The 16,819-nt window shown below is 63.9% G+C and carries 15 protein-coding genes and 3 pseudogenes; 8 read left to right on the forward strand and 10 right to left on the reverse strand.

Annotated features, from left to right (window positions below; genetic code table 11):
• Nucleotides 1-40 precede the first annotated feature (40 nt).
• The 7 genes from TabM4_RS20685 to TabM4_RS20715 all read left to right on the forward strand — a co-directional run bounded on the left by TabM4_RS20685 (nt 41) and on the right by TabM4_RS20715 (nt 9,589).
• Complete coding sequence (locus tag TabM4_RS20685) at nt 41-1,516, forward strand: multicopper oxidase family protein (RefSeq protein ID WP_434622708.1); 1,476 nt, start codon at nt 41-43, stop codon at nt 1,514-1,516.
• A 61-nt stretch (nt 1,517-1,577) separates the two neighbouring features.
• Nucleotides 1,578-2,105 (forward strand): TlpA family protein disulfide reductase, encoded by a 528-nt coding sequence (locus tag TabM4_RS20690; RefSeq protein ID WP_434622710.1) that lies wholly within the window; start codon nt 1,578-1,580, stop codon nt 2,103-2,105.
• 86 nt (nt 2,106-2,191) lie between these two features.
• Nucleotides 2,192-2,926, forward strand: a complete 735-nt coding sequence (locus TabM4_RS20695) for a response regulator (protein ID WP_434622712.1) — start codon at nt 2,192-2,194, stop codon at nt 2,924-2,926.
• Between the two features lie 71 nt (nt 2,927-2,997).
• Nucleotides 2,998-4,281 (forward strand): ATP-binding protein, encoded by a 1,284-nt coding sequence (locus TabM4_RS20700; protein WP_434622714.1) that lies wholly within the window; start codon nt 2,998-3,000, stop codon nt 4,279-4,281.
• A gap of 260 nt (nt 4,282-4,541) precedes the next feature.
• Entirely contained in the window at nt 4,542-6,044 is a 1,503-nt protein-coding gene (locus tag TabM4_RS20705) for an efflux RND transporter periplasmic adaptor subunit (protein ID WP_434622716.1), read from the forward strand.
• 9 nt (nt 6,045-6,053) lie between these two features.
• A complete protein-coding gene (locus tag TabM4_RS20710) occupies nt 6,054-9,203 on the forward strand; it encodes an efflux RND transporter permease subunit (protein ID WP_434622718.1) in 3,150 nt (1,049 codons plus the stop codon).
• An 11-nt stretch (nt 9,204-9,214) separates the two neighbouring features.
• Nucleotides 9,215-9,589, forward strand: coding sequence for a hypothetical protein (locus tag TabM4_RS20715; protein WP_434622720.1), 375 nt, complete (start codon nt 9,215-9,217; stop codon nt 9,587-9,589).
• A gap of 64 nt (nt 9,590-9,653) precedes the next feature.
• On the opposite strand, the gene TabM4_RS20720 is transcribed toward TabM4_RS20715, so the two are convergent.
• From TabM4_RS20720 to TabM4_RS20730, 3 genes are read right to left on the reverse strand one after another with little or no spacing between them, the layout of a single operon-like run.
• Nucleotides 9,654-10,082, reverse strand: a complete 429-nt coding sequence (locus TabM4_RS20720) for a YqaA family protein (protein WP_434622722.1) — start codon at nt 10,080-10,082, stop codon at nt 9,654-9,656.
• A gap of 4 nt (nt 10,083-10,086) precedes the next feature.
• Complete coding sequence (locus tag TabM4_RS20725) at nt 10,087-10,710, reverse strand: MFS transporter (protein ID WP_434622816.1); 624 nt, start codon at nt 10,708-10,710, stop codon at nt 10,087-10,089.
• Entirely contained in the window at nt 10,706-12,322 is a 1,617-nt protein-coding gene (locus TabM4_RS20730) for an ISL3 family transposase (protein WP_434622679.1), read from the reverse strand. Before TabM4_RS20730 ends, TabM4_RS20725 begins: the two co-directional genes overlap by 5 nt.
• A 157-nt stretch (nt 12,323-12,479) precedes the next feature.
• On the opposite strand from TabM4_RS20730, the gene TabM4_RS20735 reads away from it, so the two are divergent.
• The gene (locus TabM4_RS20735; protein ID WP_434622724.1) at nt 12,480-12,851 is read left to right on the forward strand and encodes a TOBE domain-containing protein; all 372 of its coding nucleotides are present in this window, start codon (nt 12,480-12,482) and stop codon (nt 12,849-12,851) included.
• Between the two features lie 119 nt (nt 12,852-12,970).
• Here TabM4_RS20735 and TabM4_RS20740 read toward each other — a convergent pair.
• The 7 genes and pseudogenes from TabM4_RS20740 to TabM4_RS20770 form a co-directional block, all read right to left on the reverse strand.
• Nucleotides 12,971-13,108: pseudogene (locus tag TabM4_RS20740) on the reverse strand (ATP-binding protein); the annotation flags it as partial.
• Nucleotides 13,109-13,127: 19 nt separating this feature from the next.
• Nucleotides 13,128-14,107: pseudogene (locus TabM4_RS20745) on the reverse strand (IS630 family transposase).
• A 154-nt stretch (nt 14,108-14,261) separates the two neighbouring features.
• Nucleotides 14,262-14,666, reverse strand: a complete 405-nt coding sequence (locus TabM4_RS20750; protein WP_434622727.1) for a hypothetical protein — start codon at nt 14,664-14,666, stop codon at nt 14,262-14,264.
• A gap of 98 nt (nt 14,667-14,764) precedes the next feature.
• Nucleotides 14,765-15,007 (reverse strand): annotated as a pseudogene (locus TabM4_RS20755) (FAD-binding oxidoreductase); the annotation flags it as partial.
• Complete coding sequence (locus TabM4_RS20760; protein ID WP_434622729.1) at nt 15,007-15,612, reverse strand: molybdopterin-dependent oxidoreductase; 606 nt, start codon at nt 15,610-15,612, stop codon at nt 15,007-15,009. The pseudogene TabM4_RS20755 and the gene TabM4_RS20760, both read right to left, overlap by 1 nt.
• 127 nt (nt 15,613-15,739) lie before the next feature.
• Nucleotides 15,740-16,180 (reverse strand): DUF417 family protein, encoded by a 441-nt coding sequence (locus TabM4_RS20765; RefSeq protein ID WP_434622731.1) that lies wholly within the window; start codon nt 16,178-16,180, stop codon nt 15,740-15,742.
• 51 nt (nt 16,181-16,231) lie between these two features.
• Nucleotides 16,232-16,804, reverse strand: coding sequence for a DsbA family protein (locus TabM4_RS20770; RefSeq protein WP_374591534.1), 573 nt, complete (start codon nt 16,802-16,804; stop codon nt 16,232-16,234).
• Nucleotides 16,805-16,819 lie beyond the last annotated feature (15 nt).

The following is a 16,819-nucleotide window of genomic DNA, read 5'->3' on the forward strand; positions in this document are numbered from 1 at the left end:
ACCGCTTGTCCAATTCACGACGCGATACAGGAGAATTCGCATGTCGCCCTTTTCTCGCCGCGGCTTTCTGGCCGCTTCTGCGGCCACGGCCGCTTCACTGATGCTTCCCGCACGGGTCCGGGCCCAGTCCGGCCGAATGTCGCTGACCGCCGCCACCCGCACCATTGACGTGCGGGGCAAAGCCGCAACCGTCTGGGGGCTTCTGGACGGCGCTGGCCGGTCCGGCCTTGTCCTCGATCCGGACCAGGCGTTCGCGGTCGATTTGACAAACGCGCTGGCCGAGCCAACGATTATTCACTGGCATGGTCAGATCCCCGACAACGCGCAGGATGGAGTGCCCGACCTGCCGATGCCGATGCTGCAACCCGGTGAATCCCGCGCCTACGATTTCGCGGCACGGCCCGGAACACACTGGATGCACGCCCATATCCCCGAGCATGAAATGATGCTGCTGGCCGCACCCCTTGTCGTGCGGCGGCCCGAGGACGTTGCCGCCGACCGGCATGAGGTGACGCTGTTCCTGCACGACTTTTCCTTCAAGCCACCTGCCGAGGTGCTGGCCGAGATCACCGGCGGCGCGTCGATGGCCGGGATGGATCATGGCCAGATGGGGCAGGGCGGCATGGACCATTCCGGAATGGACATGGGTGGCATGGGTCAGGGGGACATGATGGCGATGCCGGGGATGGATGGCATGGCGATGGACCTGAACGACTACAACTTCGACGCCTATCTCGCCAATGATCGCACGCTGGACGACCCCGAAGTGGTTCCGATCGACAAGGGCGGCCGCGTTCTCGTCCGCGTCATCAACGCTGCGGCCGCCACCGTGTTTTGGATCGACACTGGCGCGCTGCCGGGACGGCTGGTCGCGGTGGACGGCGAGCCGGTGCGGCCTTTGCCCGGCAGCCGCTTTGGCGTCGCAATGGGCCAGCGGCTGGATATCGAACTGGATGTGCCGGGCGAGGGCGGGGCCTTCCCGATCCTTGCCCTGCGCGAAGGTGCCAAGGAAAGGACGGGTGTCATCCTTGCCACGCCGGGCGCGGCGGTGACCAGGATCGCCGAGATGTCGGAGGCCGACCATCCGGCCTTCAGCGGTGATCTGGCGCAGGAGGGTGCTCTGCGCGCCGTCACCCCGCTGCCCGAACGCGCGCCAGCCTCGCAGCCGATGCTGATGCTGGGCGGCACCATGATGCCCTATGTCTGGACGATCAACGGCCAGACTTGGGGGTCCCATGTGCCGGTGACTGCGAAATCCGGCGACCGAGTCGAGATCATGTTCCACAACATGTCGATGATGGCGCATCCGATGCACCTGCACGGCCACGCCTTCCAGGTAGTGGGTGTCGGCATGGACCGGATCGCAGGCGCGGTGCGCGACACCGTGCATGTGCCGCCGATGGGCATGGTGACGGTCGCGGTGGACGCGGGCGAGGCGGCGCGGTGGATGCTGCACTGCCACCACATGCCGCATCTCTCGACCGGCATGATGACCGAGTTCGCGGTGTTGGCCTGACGCACGGCCGGACCCGCAGCGTGTCTGCGGGTCCGGGCCCTTTCCCGGAGAGAGCGGACCCATGCCAACACTCATCGGACGCCGTGCCATCCTTGGTGGCCTCGCCGCGCCCTTCCTTGCAGGGTCCGCCGAGGCGCGCCCGCCCTTTCGGCTTCGGCAGGACCCGCAACCGCTGCTGTCCCCGCCGATCCTCGACGAAGCAGGCACAACGCGGAAACTCGACGATTTCGCCGGCCGGGTGATCCTCTTGAACATCTGGGCGACTTGGTGCCCGCCTTGCAGGGAAGAAATGCCGGCTCTCGAGCAGCTTCAAGTGCGTTTGGGTGGTGCCAACTTCATGGTCTTGCCACTTTGCATCGACGACGCTGGAATCGACCGGTGTCGCCGTTTCTACGACGATATCGGTATCGCTGGCCTCCCACTCTTTTGGGCTGAATCGCTGAGGGTGCAACTTGCTTTTGCCTTCATGGGCTTACCCACAACGTTGCTGATCGACCGAGACGGAAGGGAGATCGGTCGACTTCAGGGGCCGTTCGACTGGAATGGCGACGCTGCGGTCGGCCAGATCGTTGACGTCCTTCGCGAGTAGCCTGCGGCTGCAACAATTCGATACAATCGAGCAACAGTGTCGTAGCGTGCGGCAATCACTCAGGAAGGGGAGCGAGACCGAAGGATATGTTGCAACAGCTGGGGACCACTCAAGCCACGGAAGGCCGAGTTCTTGTCGTAGATGACGATGGTGAAATCCTTTCGCTGGTTGCCAAGTTCCTGCGCGCCAACGGGTTTGTCGTCGCGACGGCCCGCAACGGTGCCGAGATGAAGGCGCAGATGCAGGCAGCGCAACCCGACCTCGTGGTGCTCGACATCATGCTGCCGGGAACCAACGGGCTGGATCTGTGCCGGTCGCTGCGGGCGGAAAGTCAGGTGCCGGTGGTCATGCTGACCGCCAAGGGCGACGAGATCGACCGCATCGTGGGTCTGGAGGTCGGGGCCGACGACTACCTGCCCAAACCCTTCAACCCGCGCGAGTTGCTGGCACGGATCAAGGCGGTCCTGCGCCGCAGCCGGTCCGCCGACAGCGCCGGCGCGCCGGGATCAGGTCGGCTGATCGAGTTCGATGGCTGGCATCTGGACACGTTGAAGCGCGAACTGACCGACCCCACAGGCGTCGTCGTGGACCTGTCGAGTGGCGAATACGACCTGCTGGTGACGTTTCTTGAAGCCCCCCAGCGGGTCCTCTCTCGCGACTATCTGTTGGACGCGACCAAGAACCGAACGCTCGATGTCTACGACCGATCCATCGATGTGCAGGTCAGCCGCCTGCGCCGCAAGATCGAGGCGCAGGGTGAATTGATCAAGACAATCCGCGGCGCGGGGTACCTGTTCGCTGCGTCGGTACGTCGCAAGTGAGGCGCATAAAGGCGCTGTGGGGCGCTGTCCGGGGACTTCGTTTCGACACGCTGGTCGCCCGGACTACGATCGTGCTGATCCTCGGGATTGCAACGGTCCAGATCGTGGGGCTGCAGACCTATCGCGCCTCGCTCAGTGCGGATTTGTCGGACGCGACCGAGCGGCGACTGGCGGATCGGTTGCTGACCATCAAGCGGACGCTGACCGGACTGCCTGAAGAGCTGCGCGAGGATGCCGCCCACGATCTGTCGAGCGGGGCGATCGAGGCGCATTGGAGTCCGGACGAGAGGGCGGTCGAGGCCGACGGGACGAACGCGCTGTGGGTGGATTTGCAGGCGCGCCTGATCGAACTCGCACCCGAACTCGCCGAGGGTGGGCTAATCGTGGGTGCGCAAGGGGGCGAATCGCCGGACCCCCATGTCGCGCTTATCTCGATGCGCTTGGTCGACGGAACCTGGCTAAACGTCAGCCTGCTCAGCTGGACACCCCGCATTCCGGGCGCACCGCAAACGGTGATGGTCGCCTGGATGATCGCCGCGGTCGCGTTGGCAACGGCGGTTCTGCTGGTGCGCTGGATTTCGCGACCCCTGGGCCGGTTTGCCGAGGCCGCAAACGGGTTCTATACCACTGGTCGTGTGGCGGCGGTGCCCGAGACCGGGCCATACGAGGTGGCCGTCTTGGCCCGCGCCTTCAACGACCTGCAGGACCGCCTGGCCCGGTCGATCGAGGACCGCACCCAGGCGTTGGCCGCCGTGTCGCACGACCTCAAGACCCCGATAACCCGCCTGCGCCTGCGCGCCGAGGAAATCGACAGCGACCCCCTTGCGCGGTCCATCGCCCATGACCTCGACGAAATGGAGCGCATGATCGACCAGACACTGTCCTACCTGCATGGCGATCGGTCGGACGAGCCGATGCGCCCGGTCGATCTGGTGGCGATCCTCGAGACCGTGACCGATGATCTGAGCGATCAGGGGGGAGTGGTGACGCTGCAGGGGCCGCGCGCGGCGGTCATCTCCGGCCGGCGCCTGGGTTTAAAGCGGGCCTTCGCGAACCTCGTGGGCAACGCGGTGAAGTATGGCGGCACGGCGCGGGTGTCCGTTGCAGAGAACGCAGCGCAAGTCACCGTCACCATTGACGATGATGGCGAGGGCATCGCCCCCGCTGACCGCGAGCGCGTGCGGTTGCCTTTCGTGCGACTGGAATCCTCGCGCAACAGCACGACGGGCGGTTTCGGGCTGGGGCTGACCATTGCCGGCGCGGTTATCGACGGCCATGGAGGCACGCTGGACCTCGACAGCGCTCCATCAGGCGGGTTGCGCGTCAGCGTGACGCTGCCGAAGCCCGCCGCCTGAAACACTTTGTTACAGAGCGGAAATCTTTGCGAGACGCGGGTTCCGCTAATGGATGCCAAGGCAACAAGAGGTCGAGGTGGGATATGCGGTTTCTCTTGGTTTCCATGGTGGCCGTGACTATTGCCTTGGCAGGTGCAGGCCACGCGCACCCGGGGCACGACAAGGGTGCGCCGCCCCCGCCCGTCAGCGCGACCATCGCCCCACGGGCAGAGGCAACGTCCGCGGTGTTCGAAGCCGTAGTCATCTCGCGCGGGGCCGAAATGCAGGTATTCATCGACAGTTTTGCCTCCAATGAGCCTGTTGCCGGTGCTGCAGTCGAGATTGACACGCCCAGCGGTATCCTGACGGGCATAGAGACCGAACCCGGGGTCTACGCCTTTGCAGCGCCCTGGATCACCACGCCCGGAAGCTATGACCTCGCCATCACCGTCATCGCCGACGCGGGTTTCGATGTTCTTGTCGGATCGCTGACAATTCCCGCGCCGCCAGCCCCATCTGTCGTAGAGGCCAGCGCGGCAGAGGTGCTGGCTGCCGGTGTTCTCGGCGACCTTCGCGCTCGCCTGACTGCGCGCGATGTGTCGTTGGCAGTGGTGGGGGGCCTTGGCCTCCTGATCGGCATTGTTGCCATGCTCGTTCTGCGTCGTCCGCACAGACGTGCCGCCGCAAAGGTTGCAGTGATTGCTCTGGCAGTGCTGTCTGCTGCACCCGCGCCCGGCCAAGCCGAGGTTGCCGCGGCAAGTGCTGCCCTCCCGGCCCCTGCCGCAGTAACACGTGACGTGGCGCAACGCTTTCCGGACAGCGGCCTCTTCGTGCCAAAAGGCACGCAGCGCGTTCTTGGCATCCGGACACTGCTTACAGTAAGCGAAAAACACGGGCGGCGGGTTGAATTGCCCGGGCGGGTGATTCCCGACCCCAATGCATCAGGATATGTGCAGGCCTCGCTTGAAGGCCGCCTTGTCGCCCCCAAAGGCGGCTTTCCGCAGTTGGGATCAATGGTTAAGGCAGGGCAGATTGTTGCCATTGTCGAGCCGACGATTGGTGCCGTGGACATGGCAGACCGTCAGCAACAGATCCGCGAAATCGAGCAGCAGCTCGAATTGGTGACTCGACGACTTGATCGGGGTCGACAGCTTTCCGGCGCTGTCGCAAAGACACAGATCGAAGAGCTTGAGATCGAGCAGGAAAGTCTGATGGCCCAACGGGACGCGTTGGTGTCATTGACTGACATTTCTGAGAACCTGATTGCGCCCGTCGACGGCGTTATTGCGTCGGGCCAGGCGATCGCGGGCCAGATCGCCTCGCCTGGTGTCACGGTCTACGAGATCGTCGACCCGGACAGGTTCTGGGTCGAGGCGTTGAGCTATCGCTCGGAAACACTTGGGGCCGAGGCTGTGGCGGTTTTCGCAGACGGCACAACCGTTGACCTTGCCTATCAGGGAACCGGTCTGGCGGACCAGGGACAGGCTGTTCCTGTGCGCTTTTCGGTCGTGGGGCAGGCCGAGGGCCTTCGCGCAGGGCAGCTGCTTAGGGTGATCGCCGCAACTCCTGCCGATCAGGAAGGGATCGTTGTCCCGCGCGATGCGGTGCTGCGCGGGGCGAACGGTCAGCTCGTGGTCTACGTCAAGACCAACGCCGAGCGGTTCGTGCAGCGCGAAGTGCGGGTCGAGCCTCTGGACGGCGACACCGTGCTGGTAGTCGCGGGGCTGGAGGTAGGCCTCCGCGTCGTGTCCCAAGGGGCCGAGCTTCTCAACCAGATCCGATAGGCGGCGCTCATGTTCAACTTCCTTGTCACCCAGTCTCTACGCAACCGCATGTTCGTTCTGGCGATTGCCGTCGCCATGGTCCTGTACGGCGCGCTGACGGTCACCCGCTTGCCGGTCGATGTCTTCCCCGACCTCAACCGCCCCACCGTCACGATCATGACCGAGGCCGAGGGCCTGGCGCCGACCGAGGTGGAGCAGCTCGTCACCTACCCGCTGGAAACTCAGATGAACGGTCTGCCGGGGGTCACGCGGGTGCGGTCCACGTCCGGTGTGGGCCTGTCGATCGTCTATGTCGAGTTCGACTGGAACACTGACATCTACCGCAACCGCCAGCAGATCGCCGAGCGGCTGGCGCTGGTGCAGGCACAACTGCCGCAAGGTGTGGTGCCGCAGATGGGCCCGGTCGCTTCGATCATGGGCCAGATCATGCTGATCGCCGTAACGGCCCCCGACGACGTGACGCCGATGGAACTGCGCGAGGTCGCCGATTTCACCATCCGGCCCCGCCTGCTGACGATCCCCGGTGTGGCCAACGTGATCCCCATCGGGGGCGAGGTCCGGCAGTACCGCGTGGCGCCGAATCCGGCTGCGATGCGAGCGTTCGGTGTGACCTTTGAGGATGTGGAAACCGCACTGACCGGCTTCGGGGCCAACACCGGCGGCGGCTTTGCCGACCAGTACGGGCGCGAATTCCTGATCCGCAACATCGGGCGGACGCAAAGCCTCGAAGATCTCGGAAGCCTCGTCGTGGCCTCGGTCGCAGGCCAGCCGGTCGCCTTGAACCAGGTCGCCGAGGTCAGTTTTGCCCCGCGCAACAAGCGGGGCGATGCAGGCTTCATGGGCGATGATGCCGTCATCATATCCGTCGAGAAGCAGCCTGACGTCGACGCAATCGACCTGACGAACAAGGTCGAGGCGGCGCTTGCCGAGATTACGACCGCGCTTCCCGACGGGATCAAGGCCGACAATATCCTGTTCCGGCAGGCAACATTCATCGAGACGTCGATTAGCAATGTCACCAAGGTGCTGCTGGAGGCCATCGCCGTCGTCGCGGTCGTGCTGTTCCTGTTCCTCTTGAACGTGCGCACGACGGTTATCTCTTTGACCGCGATCCCCGTATCGATCCTTGTGTCGGCTATCATCTTTTATTGGATGGGCCTGTCGATCAATACCATGACCCTTGGTGGCCTTGCCATCGCCATCGGCGAACTGGTCGACGATGCCGTGGTCGATGTCGAGAACATCTTCCGCCGCCTGCGCGAGAACCGCGAGAAGGGGAACCCCCGGTCGGTGTTCGCCGTGGTCGTCTCGGCCAGCCAGGAGGTGCGGTCGGGGATCGTCTACGCCACGATGGTCATTGTGCTCGTGTTCGTGCCGCTCTTCGCCCTGTCGGGCATTGAGGGACGGCTGTTCGCGCCGCTGGGGCAGGCCTACATCATCTCGATCCTCGCCAGTCTGGTCGTGTCTATCACGCTGACGCCAGTGATGGCCTACTACATGCTGCCGGGGCTGAAGCGGCTGGACGAGCATGAAGGCCTTATCGTCCGCGTGCTGAAACGCGGCAACCGGCGGCTGCTGGACTGGTCCTTTGCCCATCCACGCCTGCTCATCACCGGGGTACTCGCGGCGGTCATCACCGCAGGCACCTTTGCCACCCAACTGCCCCGCGCCTTCCTGCCGCCCTTCAACGAAGGCACGCTGACGATCAGCATGCTCTTCAACCCCGGTATCTCGCTGGAGGAATCGCAGCGTGTCGGCCTTGTCGCCGAACGCCTGATCCTTGAAGTGCCCGAGGTCGTGCAGGTCGGCCGCCGCACTGGCCGAGCAGAGCTAGACGAACATGCCGAAGGCGTCCATTCGTCCGAGGTCGACGTGGAACTGGCTGAGGGCGGCCGCTCCAAGGCCGAGATCGAGGCCGACATCCGGGCGCGCCTGTCGGTGCTGCCGGTGACCACGAACATGGGTCAGCCGATCTCGCACCGGCTGGACCACATGCTGTCGGGTGTCCGCGCGCAGATCGCGCTGAAGATCTTCGGCGAGGACCTCGACACAATGCGCGCGCTCGCCGAACAGTTCCGTACCGAGCTCGCGCAAATTCCCGGGGTCGTGGACCTGCAGGTGGAAAAGCAGGTCCGCATCCCGCAACTGGAAGTCGTGGTCGACTACGACCGGGCGGCGCTTTACGGTCTGCAACCGGCGGCCGTGACCGAACAGCTGGAACAGCTGTCGAACGGCAGCGTCGTGTCGCGCATCGTCGACGGCAACCGCCGCTTCGACGTGGTCCTGCGCCTGCAGGACGAGGAGCGCACAACACGCGGTCTGGGCGATCTGCTTATCGAGACGCCGACCGGCTGGATCCCCGTCAGCCAGATCGCTGACATCGTCGAAACCGACGGTCCGAACCAGATCCTGCGCGAAAACGGCAAGCGGCGGCTGGTAGTGCTGGCGAACTCAGACGGGCAGACCGACATGGCCCAGATCGTCGAACAGATCCGCGCAGTCATGGCCGCAAAGGACCTGCCGACCGGCTTCTTTGCCACGCTGGAAGGCACCTTCCAGGCGCAGGAGGAATCGATGCGCACGATCGGCCTTCTGTCGATCCTGTCGTTGGCGATGATCTTCGCCATCCTCTACAGCCGTTACCGCTCGCCGTTGTTCGTGGGCATCATCATGGCCTCGGTACCGCTGGCGCTGATCGGCAGCGTCGCGGCGCTGTGGTGGGCCGGGCAGCCCCTGTCGGTCGCATCGATGGTGGGCTTCATCACCTTGACCGGGATCGCCACGCGGAACGGCATTTTGAAGATCAGCCATTACATCAACCTCGCGATCCACGAAGACATCCCCTTTGGCCGCGAGCTCGTCATGCGCGGCAGTCTGGAACGCCTGACGCCGGTGCTGATGACCGCGCTCTCTGCGGGCGTGGCGCTGGTGCCGCTGATGCTGGGGGCGGATGCGCCGGGAAAGGAGATCCTGCACCCGGTCGCCATCACCATCTTCGGCGGCCTGGTCACGGCGACCCTGCTGGATACGGTGCTGACGCCAACCCTGTTCCTGCGCTATGGCCGCAAACCGCTTGAAGCACTTGTCGCGCAAGCGCGTGCCGCCAAAAGCCAGGACGGTCGTCGGCCCGCCTCCGCGCAACCCCTCGAAACCTTCTAGGAGAAGAACCCATGTCTGTTCGAACGTTTCTCGCTGTCGCCCTCACGCTGGCAAGCCTTGCCGCGCCCGTTCTTGCCAGCCCTCCCGGCATCGGCCCGAATGGCGGGATCAGGGTCGACACGGGCACGGTGCATGTGGAGCTGGTCGCCGACGGCACGCCCACGATCACTGTCTACATTTCAGACAGCAGCTATGCCCCTCTGGATGCGGCCGGGTGGTCGGGCAACGCGATCTTGCTGGTCGACGGCAAGCCCCAGCGTTTTCCCCTTGAGGCGACGGAAGCAGGCACCTTGTCCGGGACGGCTACGGTGCCTGTCATGCAAGATGTGAAGGGTGCGCTTCAGCTTACGGCGCCGGACGGAAGCTCGACACAGGCGAAGTATTGAGCAACACGGGCTGTTGGATCGCAACCTTTCGTGAACCGCAGTGGTACCGACGCGTCGCGGGACGTCAGCTGACGCGGAGCGTGATCCAAACGAGCGCGACATAGCGCACGGCCTTGGCCAAGGTCACGACCAGGGTCACGCGCCACAAAGGTTCGCGCATCAGGCCGGCGACAACAACCAGCGGGTCCCCGATGACGGGGACCCAAGCCAGAAACAAGGTCCACCAGCCGCGCAGTCCGTACCAGCCCTGCGCGCGTGTAAGTGCCGCAGGAGAGACTGGCGACCAGCGCAAATGGGCACCGTCACGCATCAGCCACCCGAGGCCCCACATCGCCAACGCGCCGAGGACATTCCCGGCGGTGGCGACCGTGACCAGCAGCCAGACCGGATGTCCACCGGCGAGAACAAGGGCAGCCAGTACGACCTCTGACTGCGCCGGAATGAGTGTTGCCGCGACGAAGGCGGCGGTGAACAGGCCGGCAAGGGCAAGCATAGGGTCAGGCGACCCGACGCGGCCACTGGCGGTGGAATGCATCGATCACGACCGCATGCTGGTGAGCCTCGTCGGCGTGTTCTGCAAGGACCGGGTGGTCTGCGGGCAGGTCGAGATGATCGTGCGCGACCTTTTCGGGGTCGAAGGCGGGCCAGAGCCGCATGACCGCGACCAGGGCCAGCGCACCGACTGCGGCGAGAAGAAGAGCAGCGGCAGGCAAATCCATCGAAGCTCCGGCCCAGCCTGCCAGCGGATAGGTCACAAGCCAGGCGGCGTGGCTGAGTGCGAACTGTGCGGCAAATACCGCCGGCCGATCCTCGGGGCGGGCCGAGCGGTTCAGGATACGCCCGATCGGGGTCTGGGTCAGGGCAAAGCCGAACCCGATGATAGCCCAGAGCGCCATCAGCGCCGGAAGACCGCCCGCCAACCCGGTGGCGGCAACCCCGGCCAGCATAAGTCCGGCCCCGGCCAGCATCACAGGGCGGTCGGCGAACCGCTCAAGGATGCGTGGCAGCAGAAATGCCGCCAGCATCGACCCGCCCCCGAAAGCGGCAAAGGTCAGCGCGACCTGCGGTTCGCCGAGCGCCAGGCGGCTGTCGCGTAGCCCTTTAATGGGCTCTGCCTCAATCTGTGTGGCGGAGGGGCAGCATTCTTGCCCTCAACAGTTCTGGCCCGGCTCGGCCGTACATGGCGCGTTTGAGGGTCTTCAGACGATTAATCTGACCTTCTGCTTGGCCGTTGCTCCAGGGCATCTCGATAGCGTTTTTTACCGCATCGAAATCCCGGTTCAATGTGCGTGCGAAGCGCACGATGGGCGCCAGGTCGGTTTCGATCGCGTCGTCGATCCATGCAGGGAGCGGGTCTGCCTCGCGGCCACGCAGGATACCGTTGAACCGCATGACGAGGCAGCGCATCGTTGCGAAGGCGGGAGAGCCAGCCTTGAGCGCGTCGACCTTCCGCGCCTGATCCGGGGTGAGTTTTCCGCGGGGTTTGATACACAGCGCTGCCGCGATGACCGGGGAGATCGCGTGCCCCGTTTCCGGGTCCCGGACCGGTTCCAGGATCTGGTGCTCCAAGGCAGGGCCCTTCGCTTGCTTTTCGGCTCTGCGCCACCCCGCCAGCAGCCGCTGCAAATGCGTCGGGCTCCCCTCGTAGCCACGCTCTCGGATCAGACGGAACAGGGCGCTTCCAGTTCGAATTCCGCCCTTCCAGCTTTGGCTCAGGAACTCTTCAAAGTACCACGGCGAAGTCGGCTTCAAAGCTGCCCGCCTGCGGTCCGGCGGCGTCTCGAACTGCAGCCATTTCGCGATGCTGCGACGAGGGAACCCTGTTCGCCGCCCAATCTCGCTGCAGGTAAGCCCCTGATTTCGAAGCGCATGGATGGTGGTGAAAATCTCTTCCCGAGACGTCCTGTGCGCAAGGCGGGACTTCAGAAGGCTTCCCTCTGCGGTGATATTGTCGGCGTCGGACAGCAGCGCCCTGCCGGTCGCACGGCCGTGAAGGTTCATCTGCTCCTCGATAGCCTGCCGCAGGTTCTGCACGATATGAAACCGGTCGGCGACCTGTTCCGCTTGCGGCGCGCCTTGCCGGGCAGCCTGGGCGTAGAGACCGCAGCGATCTCTGCTGATCACTTCCACCTCGGGATGTCGTTTCAGCCAGTCGGTGCAGGTGACCACATCACGATCTTCGAGAACATCGATGACCGCGCGACGCTCCAGATCGACAATGATCGTGCCGTAGGTCTGCGACTTCCGCCAGCTCCAGTCGTCGATCCCGATGACGGTCGGCGGCTCGGCAGTGTCTTGAGCACGGTTCTTCAGCTGCCTAAGCACCGTGTCATCACTGACCCCAAGGCCCAAGCGGTGCAAGAGCCGCTCGGCAGGCCGCCCGCCGGTCGCGTGCCCAAGATGGCTGACAATTTCCCCGACACGCGAAGTGCGCCGCGCAAAAGGACGCGCAATCGAGCCGATCTGGTCCGAGAAAGTCCGGCGCGGGCAGGCGGGTGCCAAACATCGCCAACGGCAAACCCAGAGGGTTACCGTAACCCCGTCACCATGGGCGGGATAATCCTGCAGCCGCCTACGCCGCCAGCCGTGACGACGTCGCGATTGCAATCCACAGTCTGGGCAGATGCCGTTTGGTGTCAGACTGCCGGATACAGTCCACCCGCCGGAATCGCGCCGCTCAACGCTTTGAACGGAAACATCGCTCCCGGGCGACCAGTGCTTCCTTGAAATCACCACTATCCCTCCTGAATCTTCCCGTTCTCAGGATAGTGCGCCACACAGATTGAGGCAGAGCCCCTTTAAGGGCAACGCGACAGGGGGCAAGCTTCAGCAGTTCGGGACAGCCGACGAGGTCTATCGCCACCCGCGGACCCGGTTTGTCGCCCAGTTCATGGGCGAAACCAACCTGATCGAGGCAACGGTCGTACGCGATGCGGATGGTGCTGCGGCCGTCGACGTGGCCGGTCGCCGGATCGACCTTGGCGAAGTCGATACCAAGGGCCTTGAGGCAGGTATGAAGATCGCCATCGGCCTCAGAGCAGAGCAGCTGGCAGTCGCTCCGAAAACCGCGGCATCCGGCGTTTGGACCGCAACGGTCACATCCATGTTCTATCTGGGCAATGGATACCGCTATCTGCTGGATTGCGCGCCGCATCAGTTGACCGTCCATGTCGCCGCGCCGCATGCCGACACCTCGATCCGGTCCAATGATCAGGTAGAAGTCCGCTGGCAACCGGCCTCGGTCCAGATCCTGCCTGGATAGAACCTGATCGGGCAGTTCTGCCGACTGCGCTGCAACCGGCAACCCACTACTCTCCGGTGATCGAAGAGACCGGCTTCGAAGGCAATGCCCCACACAGGGTATTTCCCTCGGGCAAGAAAGTTCCATTCGCTGAAGCCGAGGTCGGTGGTGATCACGACTCTGGTGCGGTCGTTGAGTTTGCTCGAGAGGTGGAACAGCAGGGTGCCGCCCGGGGCGCTGAACGACAGGTAGCCCAGTTCGTCCAAGATCACGAGGTCGAGCTAGAGCGGGATGACTCTACACGGAACCATACCCTGCGTTTCGGATGTAGTTTTGGCATTCCTGCGGGGTGAACTGGTCGAGCAGTGAGCCGATCCTGCGCCAGACGGCTTCCTTGGTGCGTTCGGCGGCCTTGCGCAGCAGGTGCTTGAGTTTGGCGACGACCTGCTCGATCGGGTTGAGATCGGGCGAGTAGGCGGGCAGGTAGAACAGCTTTGCACCCGCCGCGCGGATCGCCTGACGGATGGCGGGGGTCTTGTGGCTGCCGAGGTTGTCCATCACGACGATGTCGCCCGGCCGCAGTTCGGGGACCAGGACCTGCTCGACGTAGGTTCGGAAGCTCTCGCCGTTGATCGGCCCGTCGATGACCCAGGGCGCGATGATCCCGTCATGGCGCAAGGCACCGACGAAGGTCATGCGTCGGCGTGACGCTCGAACCTTTGGCGCCTCACGCCTCCATCCAGTGTCCGAACGGCGCGCGACCGATCAGCCGCTGGCCCCGCGCCGCCCAGCCGCGCAGTGGGGCCATGTTGGTCTTGGCCCAGGTCTCGTCGATGAACACCAGCCGCTTGGGGTCAATGCTGCCTTGCCGCGCCTTCCAGCGTTCCCGCTTGCGGGCAACGTCCGGTCGTTCCTGCTCACGGGCGAGCGCGGTTTTTTTTGAAGCTGAGCCCCTCGGCATGGGCGAAGGCCCACATCGTGCGGTAGTCGACCTTCAACCCGCGCTCGGCAAGTTCCGCGACCAACCCGCGCAGGGTGAAGTCGCCCTGCGCCATCCGGGCGCGCAACCAGTCGGCCTCAGCCCCCTTGATCTTGCGCGGCACATGCCCGCCGATCTTGCCCGGCGCGACACTTCCCGTCTCCCGCCGCCGCTCCGACCACTTCACCACGCTCGACGGGGCCACGCTCAGGGCCTCGGCGATAGCGCGCACCGTCTCACCGGCGTCGAGCCGCGCCATCGCGCGCTCCCGGATATCCATCGAAAGGGGTCTTGTCATGAAGGCTGGCCTCCATGCCCAGCCTCCATGGTGAATCAGAAATCCCCACCCGTGGGAATCCCCCGAGATTCACTCAAGCGTCATCCCGCTCCAAAAAAAGGGCTGCCCGCGAACCCGCGCAGGCAGCCCGATCTGGTTCGGCGAAAGTGGCCGATCAGCCGCCGAAACGCTCGGTCTTGACGCGTTCTGCTGGGATACCCGCGCCGACGAAACAGCCCGCCAGAGCCTCGACAAAGTCATTCGACCCGCAGACGAAGACCCCCGAGGGCTGCGGCGTATGCTTCCGCATGAACCCCAGCACGCCATCGCAATCGAACCTTCCCTGAATGTCGCCCTCACGTTGGGGCCGGTCGCGGGTAATCGCGCGGATATAGGTCAGGTTTGGATTTTCCCTGGCAAGGTCCGCCAGCTCCTCGCCGCCCACGACATCCATGTTGCTGCGCGACGAATGCAACAGAAGCATCCGCCCCTCGTGCCTGGCCGCCGTGTGTTCCCGTGCCATGGAGATGAACGGCGCCACACCGGATCCGGCGCCGAGCAGCACGACATCGCCCGGCATTGACGGTTCCCAGATGAAATGCCCGCCCAGGGGGCCGCGTATCTCAACCTCGGTGCCGACTTTCGCATAACCGTGGAAGAAGGTCGATACTTCCCCCCGGTCAGCAGTTCGATAGCCAGTTCATAGCGTCCCGGCGCGGACGGGGCCGAGGTTACGGAATAGCTTCGCTCGGCCCGGTAACCGTCGGGCGCGGTCAAGCGGATGTCGATGTGTTGCCCCGCGATATAGGGCCGAAATTCTTTCGGCTCGAACACGACGCGGTTGACCATCGGCGTAAGCGGGGAAAGCTCGGCGATCCTCGCGGTTTGCCATTTTGCGGAATGGGGAGGGATCGTCATCATCAATCGTCCGAAAACCGTTGCTCAGTCCATGGGTCGCCGTAATTGTGATAGCCGCCGCGCTCCCAGAATCCGGGGCGATCAACATTGGTGAAGGTAATGCCGGTCAGCCATTTCGAGGATTTCCAGAAGTAGAGATGCGGCACGACCATGCGGATGGGGCCGCCGTGATCAGCCGTCACCGCTTGCCCGTCATACTGGGTGGCGGCCATGGCCTTGTCGCCACGCAGATCTGCCAGCGGCAGGTTGGTTGTATAGCCGTCCGCGCCGTGGAAAGTGACATGTCCCGTCGCCGGTTCGATCCCGAGTGCGGACAAGATGTCGTCGAACAGCACGCCCTTCCATTTCATGTCGAGCTTGGTCCAGCGCGTGACACAGTGAATGTCCCTGGTGAATTCGGTCTGCTTCAGTGCGTTGAAGTCGGCCCAGTTCAGGGCGCCCAGTTCCTCGCGTTCATGTCGGACGACCAGCCGCCACTTCGTAAGGTCCATCCTTGGCGTCGGGCCGAAGGACAAGACCGGATAACTGTCGGTGCGGCTTTGCCCGGGCGGAATTCGACTCTCGTAACCTTGATCTCTGCGCCGGCCGAAGAAGCCATCGGTGATCATGTCTTGCCTCCGTGTTGCATTGTTCTTACCTCTTTCATTCATGTGGGCTTCGCCCTCCACCCCTGCCGGAACGATCCGGCATCCCGACAGGGTGAACGGTTATGTACCGCGTCGCAAGAAATTCCGCTCACCCGGCCAACAGCCGCGCGCTTTCGTGAACCGCCAGCATATAGGCAGCCGCCGCAATTGCGGCGTCCTTGATCAGGAACTCTGCGCCTTCGCCAAGGAATGGAAACCCGTTCTGTTCCTGCCAGCGGTCGGTGAACAGAAGCATGGATAGCGTGATCGACAAAACAGCCACTGCCGCCCAGGCACCCAGAAACCCAAGGGTTGCCGAGAAAGTGCCCAGGAACAAGAGCGCGGCGACGGCAAGCTCGGCCAGTGCGACAGCGATGGAGAAAAGTCGCGCCCCGAGAAGACGTGGCCCCCATCGCAACACCGGGGGTTGCCGGACATAATCGGCGAACCCGGCGCCTTCGCTTTTCGGAAGTTTGGCAATGGCAAAACCGACAAAAACGACGATCAGCGTCCAGCGCAATGCGAGAACAGCGATCCATTCCGCCGTCAAGAACTGTAGAATTCCCATCCTTTCCTCGATATTTTGGCCAGTCAGCGCGGCTTAGAGAAGCGGGTCGATGATCGCTCGCCAGTTATCGAGTGCGGACGCACTGCCAAGATCGCCGCGCTCGCTGTCATTGATGAAGATCGTCGGTGTGCTCCAGACGCCGCGCAACGCCGCATAGCGTCCAGGCTGCTTCGCGGTCGCAATGACGGCATTGTCGGCCATAAGTTCGGCAATCCGTTCCCTTGATGTTCCGTCGAACTCGTGCCCGAAGTCTGCCACCAATGCCTTAAGATCGTTATGCGTCCTGTCGGCGAAGGCCCCGTTGAAGTAGCGTTCCTGTCGGGTATAGAAGAAATCGAGCAGGCTCATGAACCTTTCGTCATCGTCCCCCGCCAGGCTGAACAGACCGAGCGTCACGTCCCATGACTGACGATGATTGGACAGTACCATCATGTTGACCGCAAAGCAGATATTCGCAGCGCCATAGTGCTCGGCGACCTGACGGACTATCGGCCACGTTTTCGCCGAATAGGGGCACTGGGTATCGAGAAACAGGTCGACATAGACAGGGGCTGCTAGACTGCCGATGAACCGGCCGCTCCGGCGTCTTGCGAGGGGAATTGTCACGCTTGCTCCTTGGTA

This window comes from Tabrizicola sp. M-4, from assembly GCF_051132405.1.
Lineage (GTDB): Bacteria > Pseudomonadota > Alphaproteobacteria > Rhodobacterales > Rhodobacteraceae > Paragemmobacter.

Coding starts and splice junctions, on each gene's coding strand:
- TabM4_RS20685 (WP_434622708.1), top strand. CDS start 41: ATGTCGCCCTTTTCTCGCCGCGGCTTTCTGGCCGCTTCTGCGGCCACG.
- TabM4_RS20690 (WP_434622710.1), top strand. CDS start 1,578: ATGCCAACACTCATCGGACGCCGTGCCATCCTTGGTGGCCTCGCCGCG.
- TabM4_RS20695 (WP_434622712.1), top strand. CDS start 2,192: ATGTTGCAACAGCTGGGGACCACTCAAGCCACGGAAGGCCGAGTTCTT.
- TabM4_RS20705 (WP_434622716.1), top strand. CDS start 4,542: ATGCAGGTATTCATCGACAGTTTTGCCTCCAATGAGCCTGTTGCCGGT.
- TabM4_RS20710 (WP_434622718.1), top strand. CDS start 6,054: ATGTTCAACTTCCTTGTCACCCAGTCTCTACGCAACCGCATGTTCGTT.
- TabM4_RS20715 (WP_434622720.1), top strand. CDS start 9,215: ATGTCTGTTCGAACGTTTCTCGCTGTCGCCCTCACGCTGGCAAGCCTT.
- TabM4_RS20720 (WP_434622722.1), bottom strand. CDS start 10,082: ATGCTTGCCCTTGCCGGCCTGTTCACCGCCGCCTTCGTCGCGGCAACA.
- TabM4_RS20735 (WP_434622724.1), top strand. CDS start 12,480: ATGGGCGAAACCAACCTGATCGAGGCAACGGTCGTACGCGATGCGGAT.
- TabM4_RS20750 (WP_434622727.1), bottom strand. CDS start 14,666: ATGCCGGGCGATGTCGTGCTGCTCGGCGCCGGATCCGGTGTGGCGCCG.
- TabM4_RS20760 (WP_434622729.1), bottom strand. CDS start 15,612: ATGATCACCGATGGCTTCTTCGGCCGGCGCAGAGATCAAGGTTACGAG.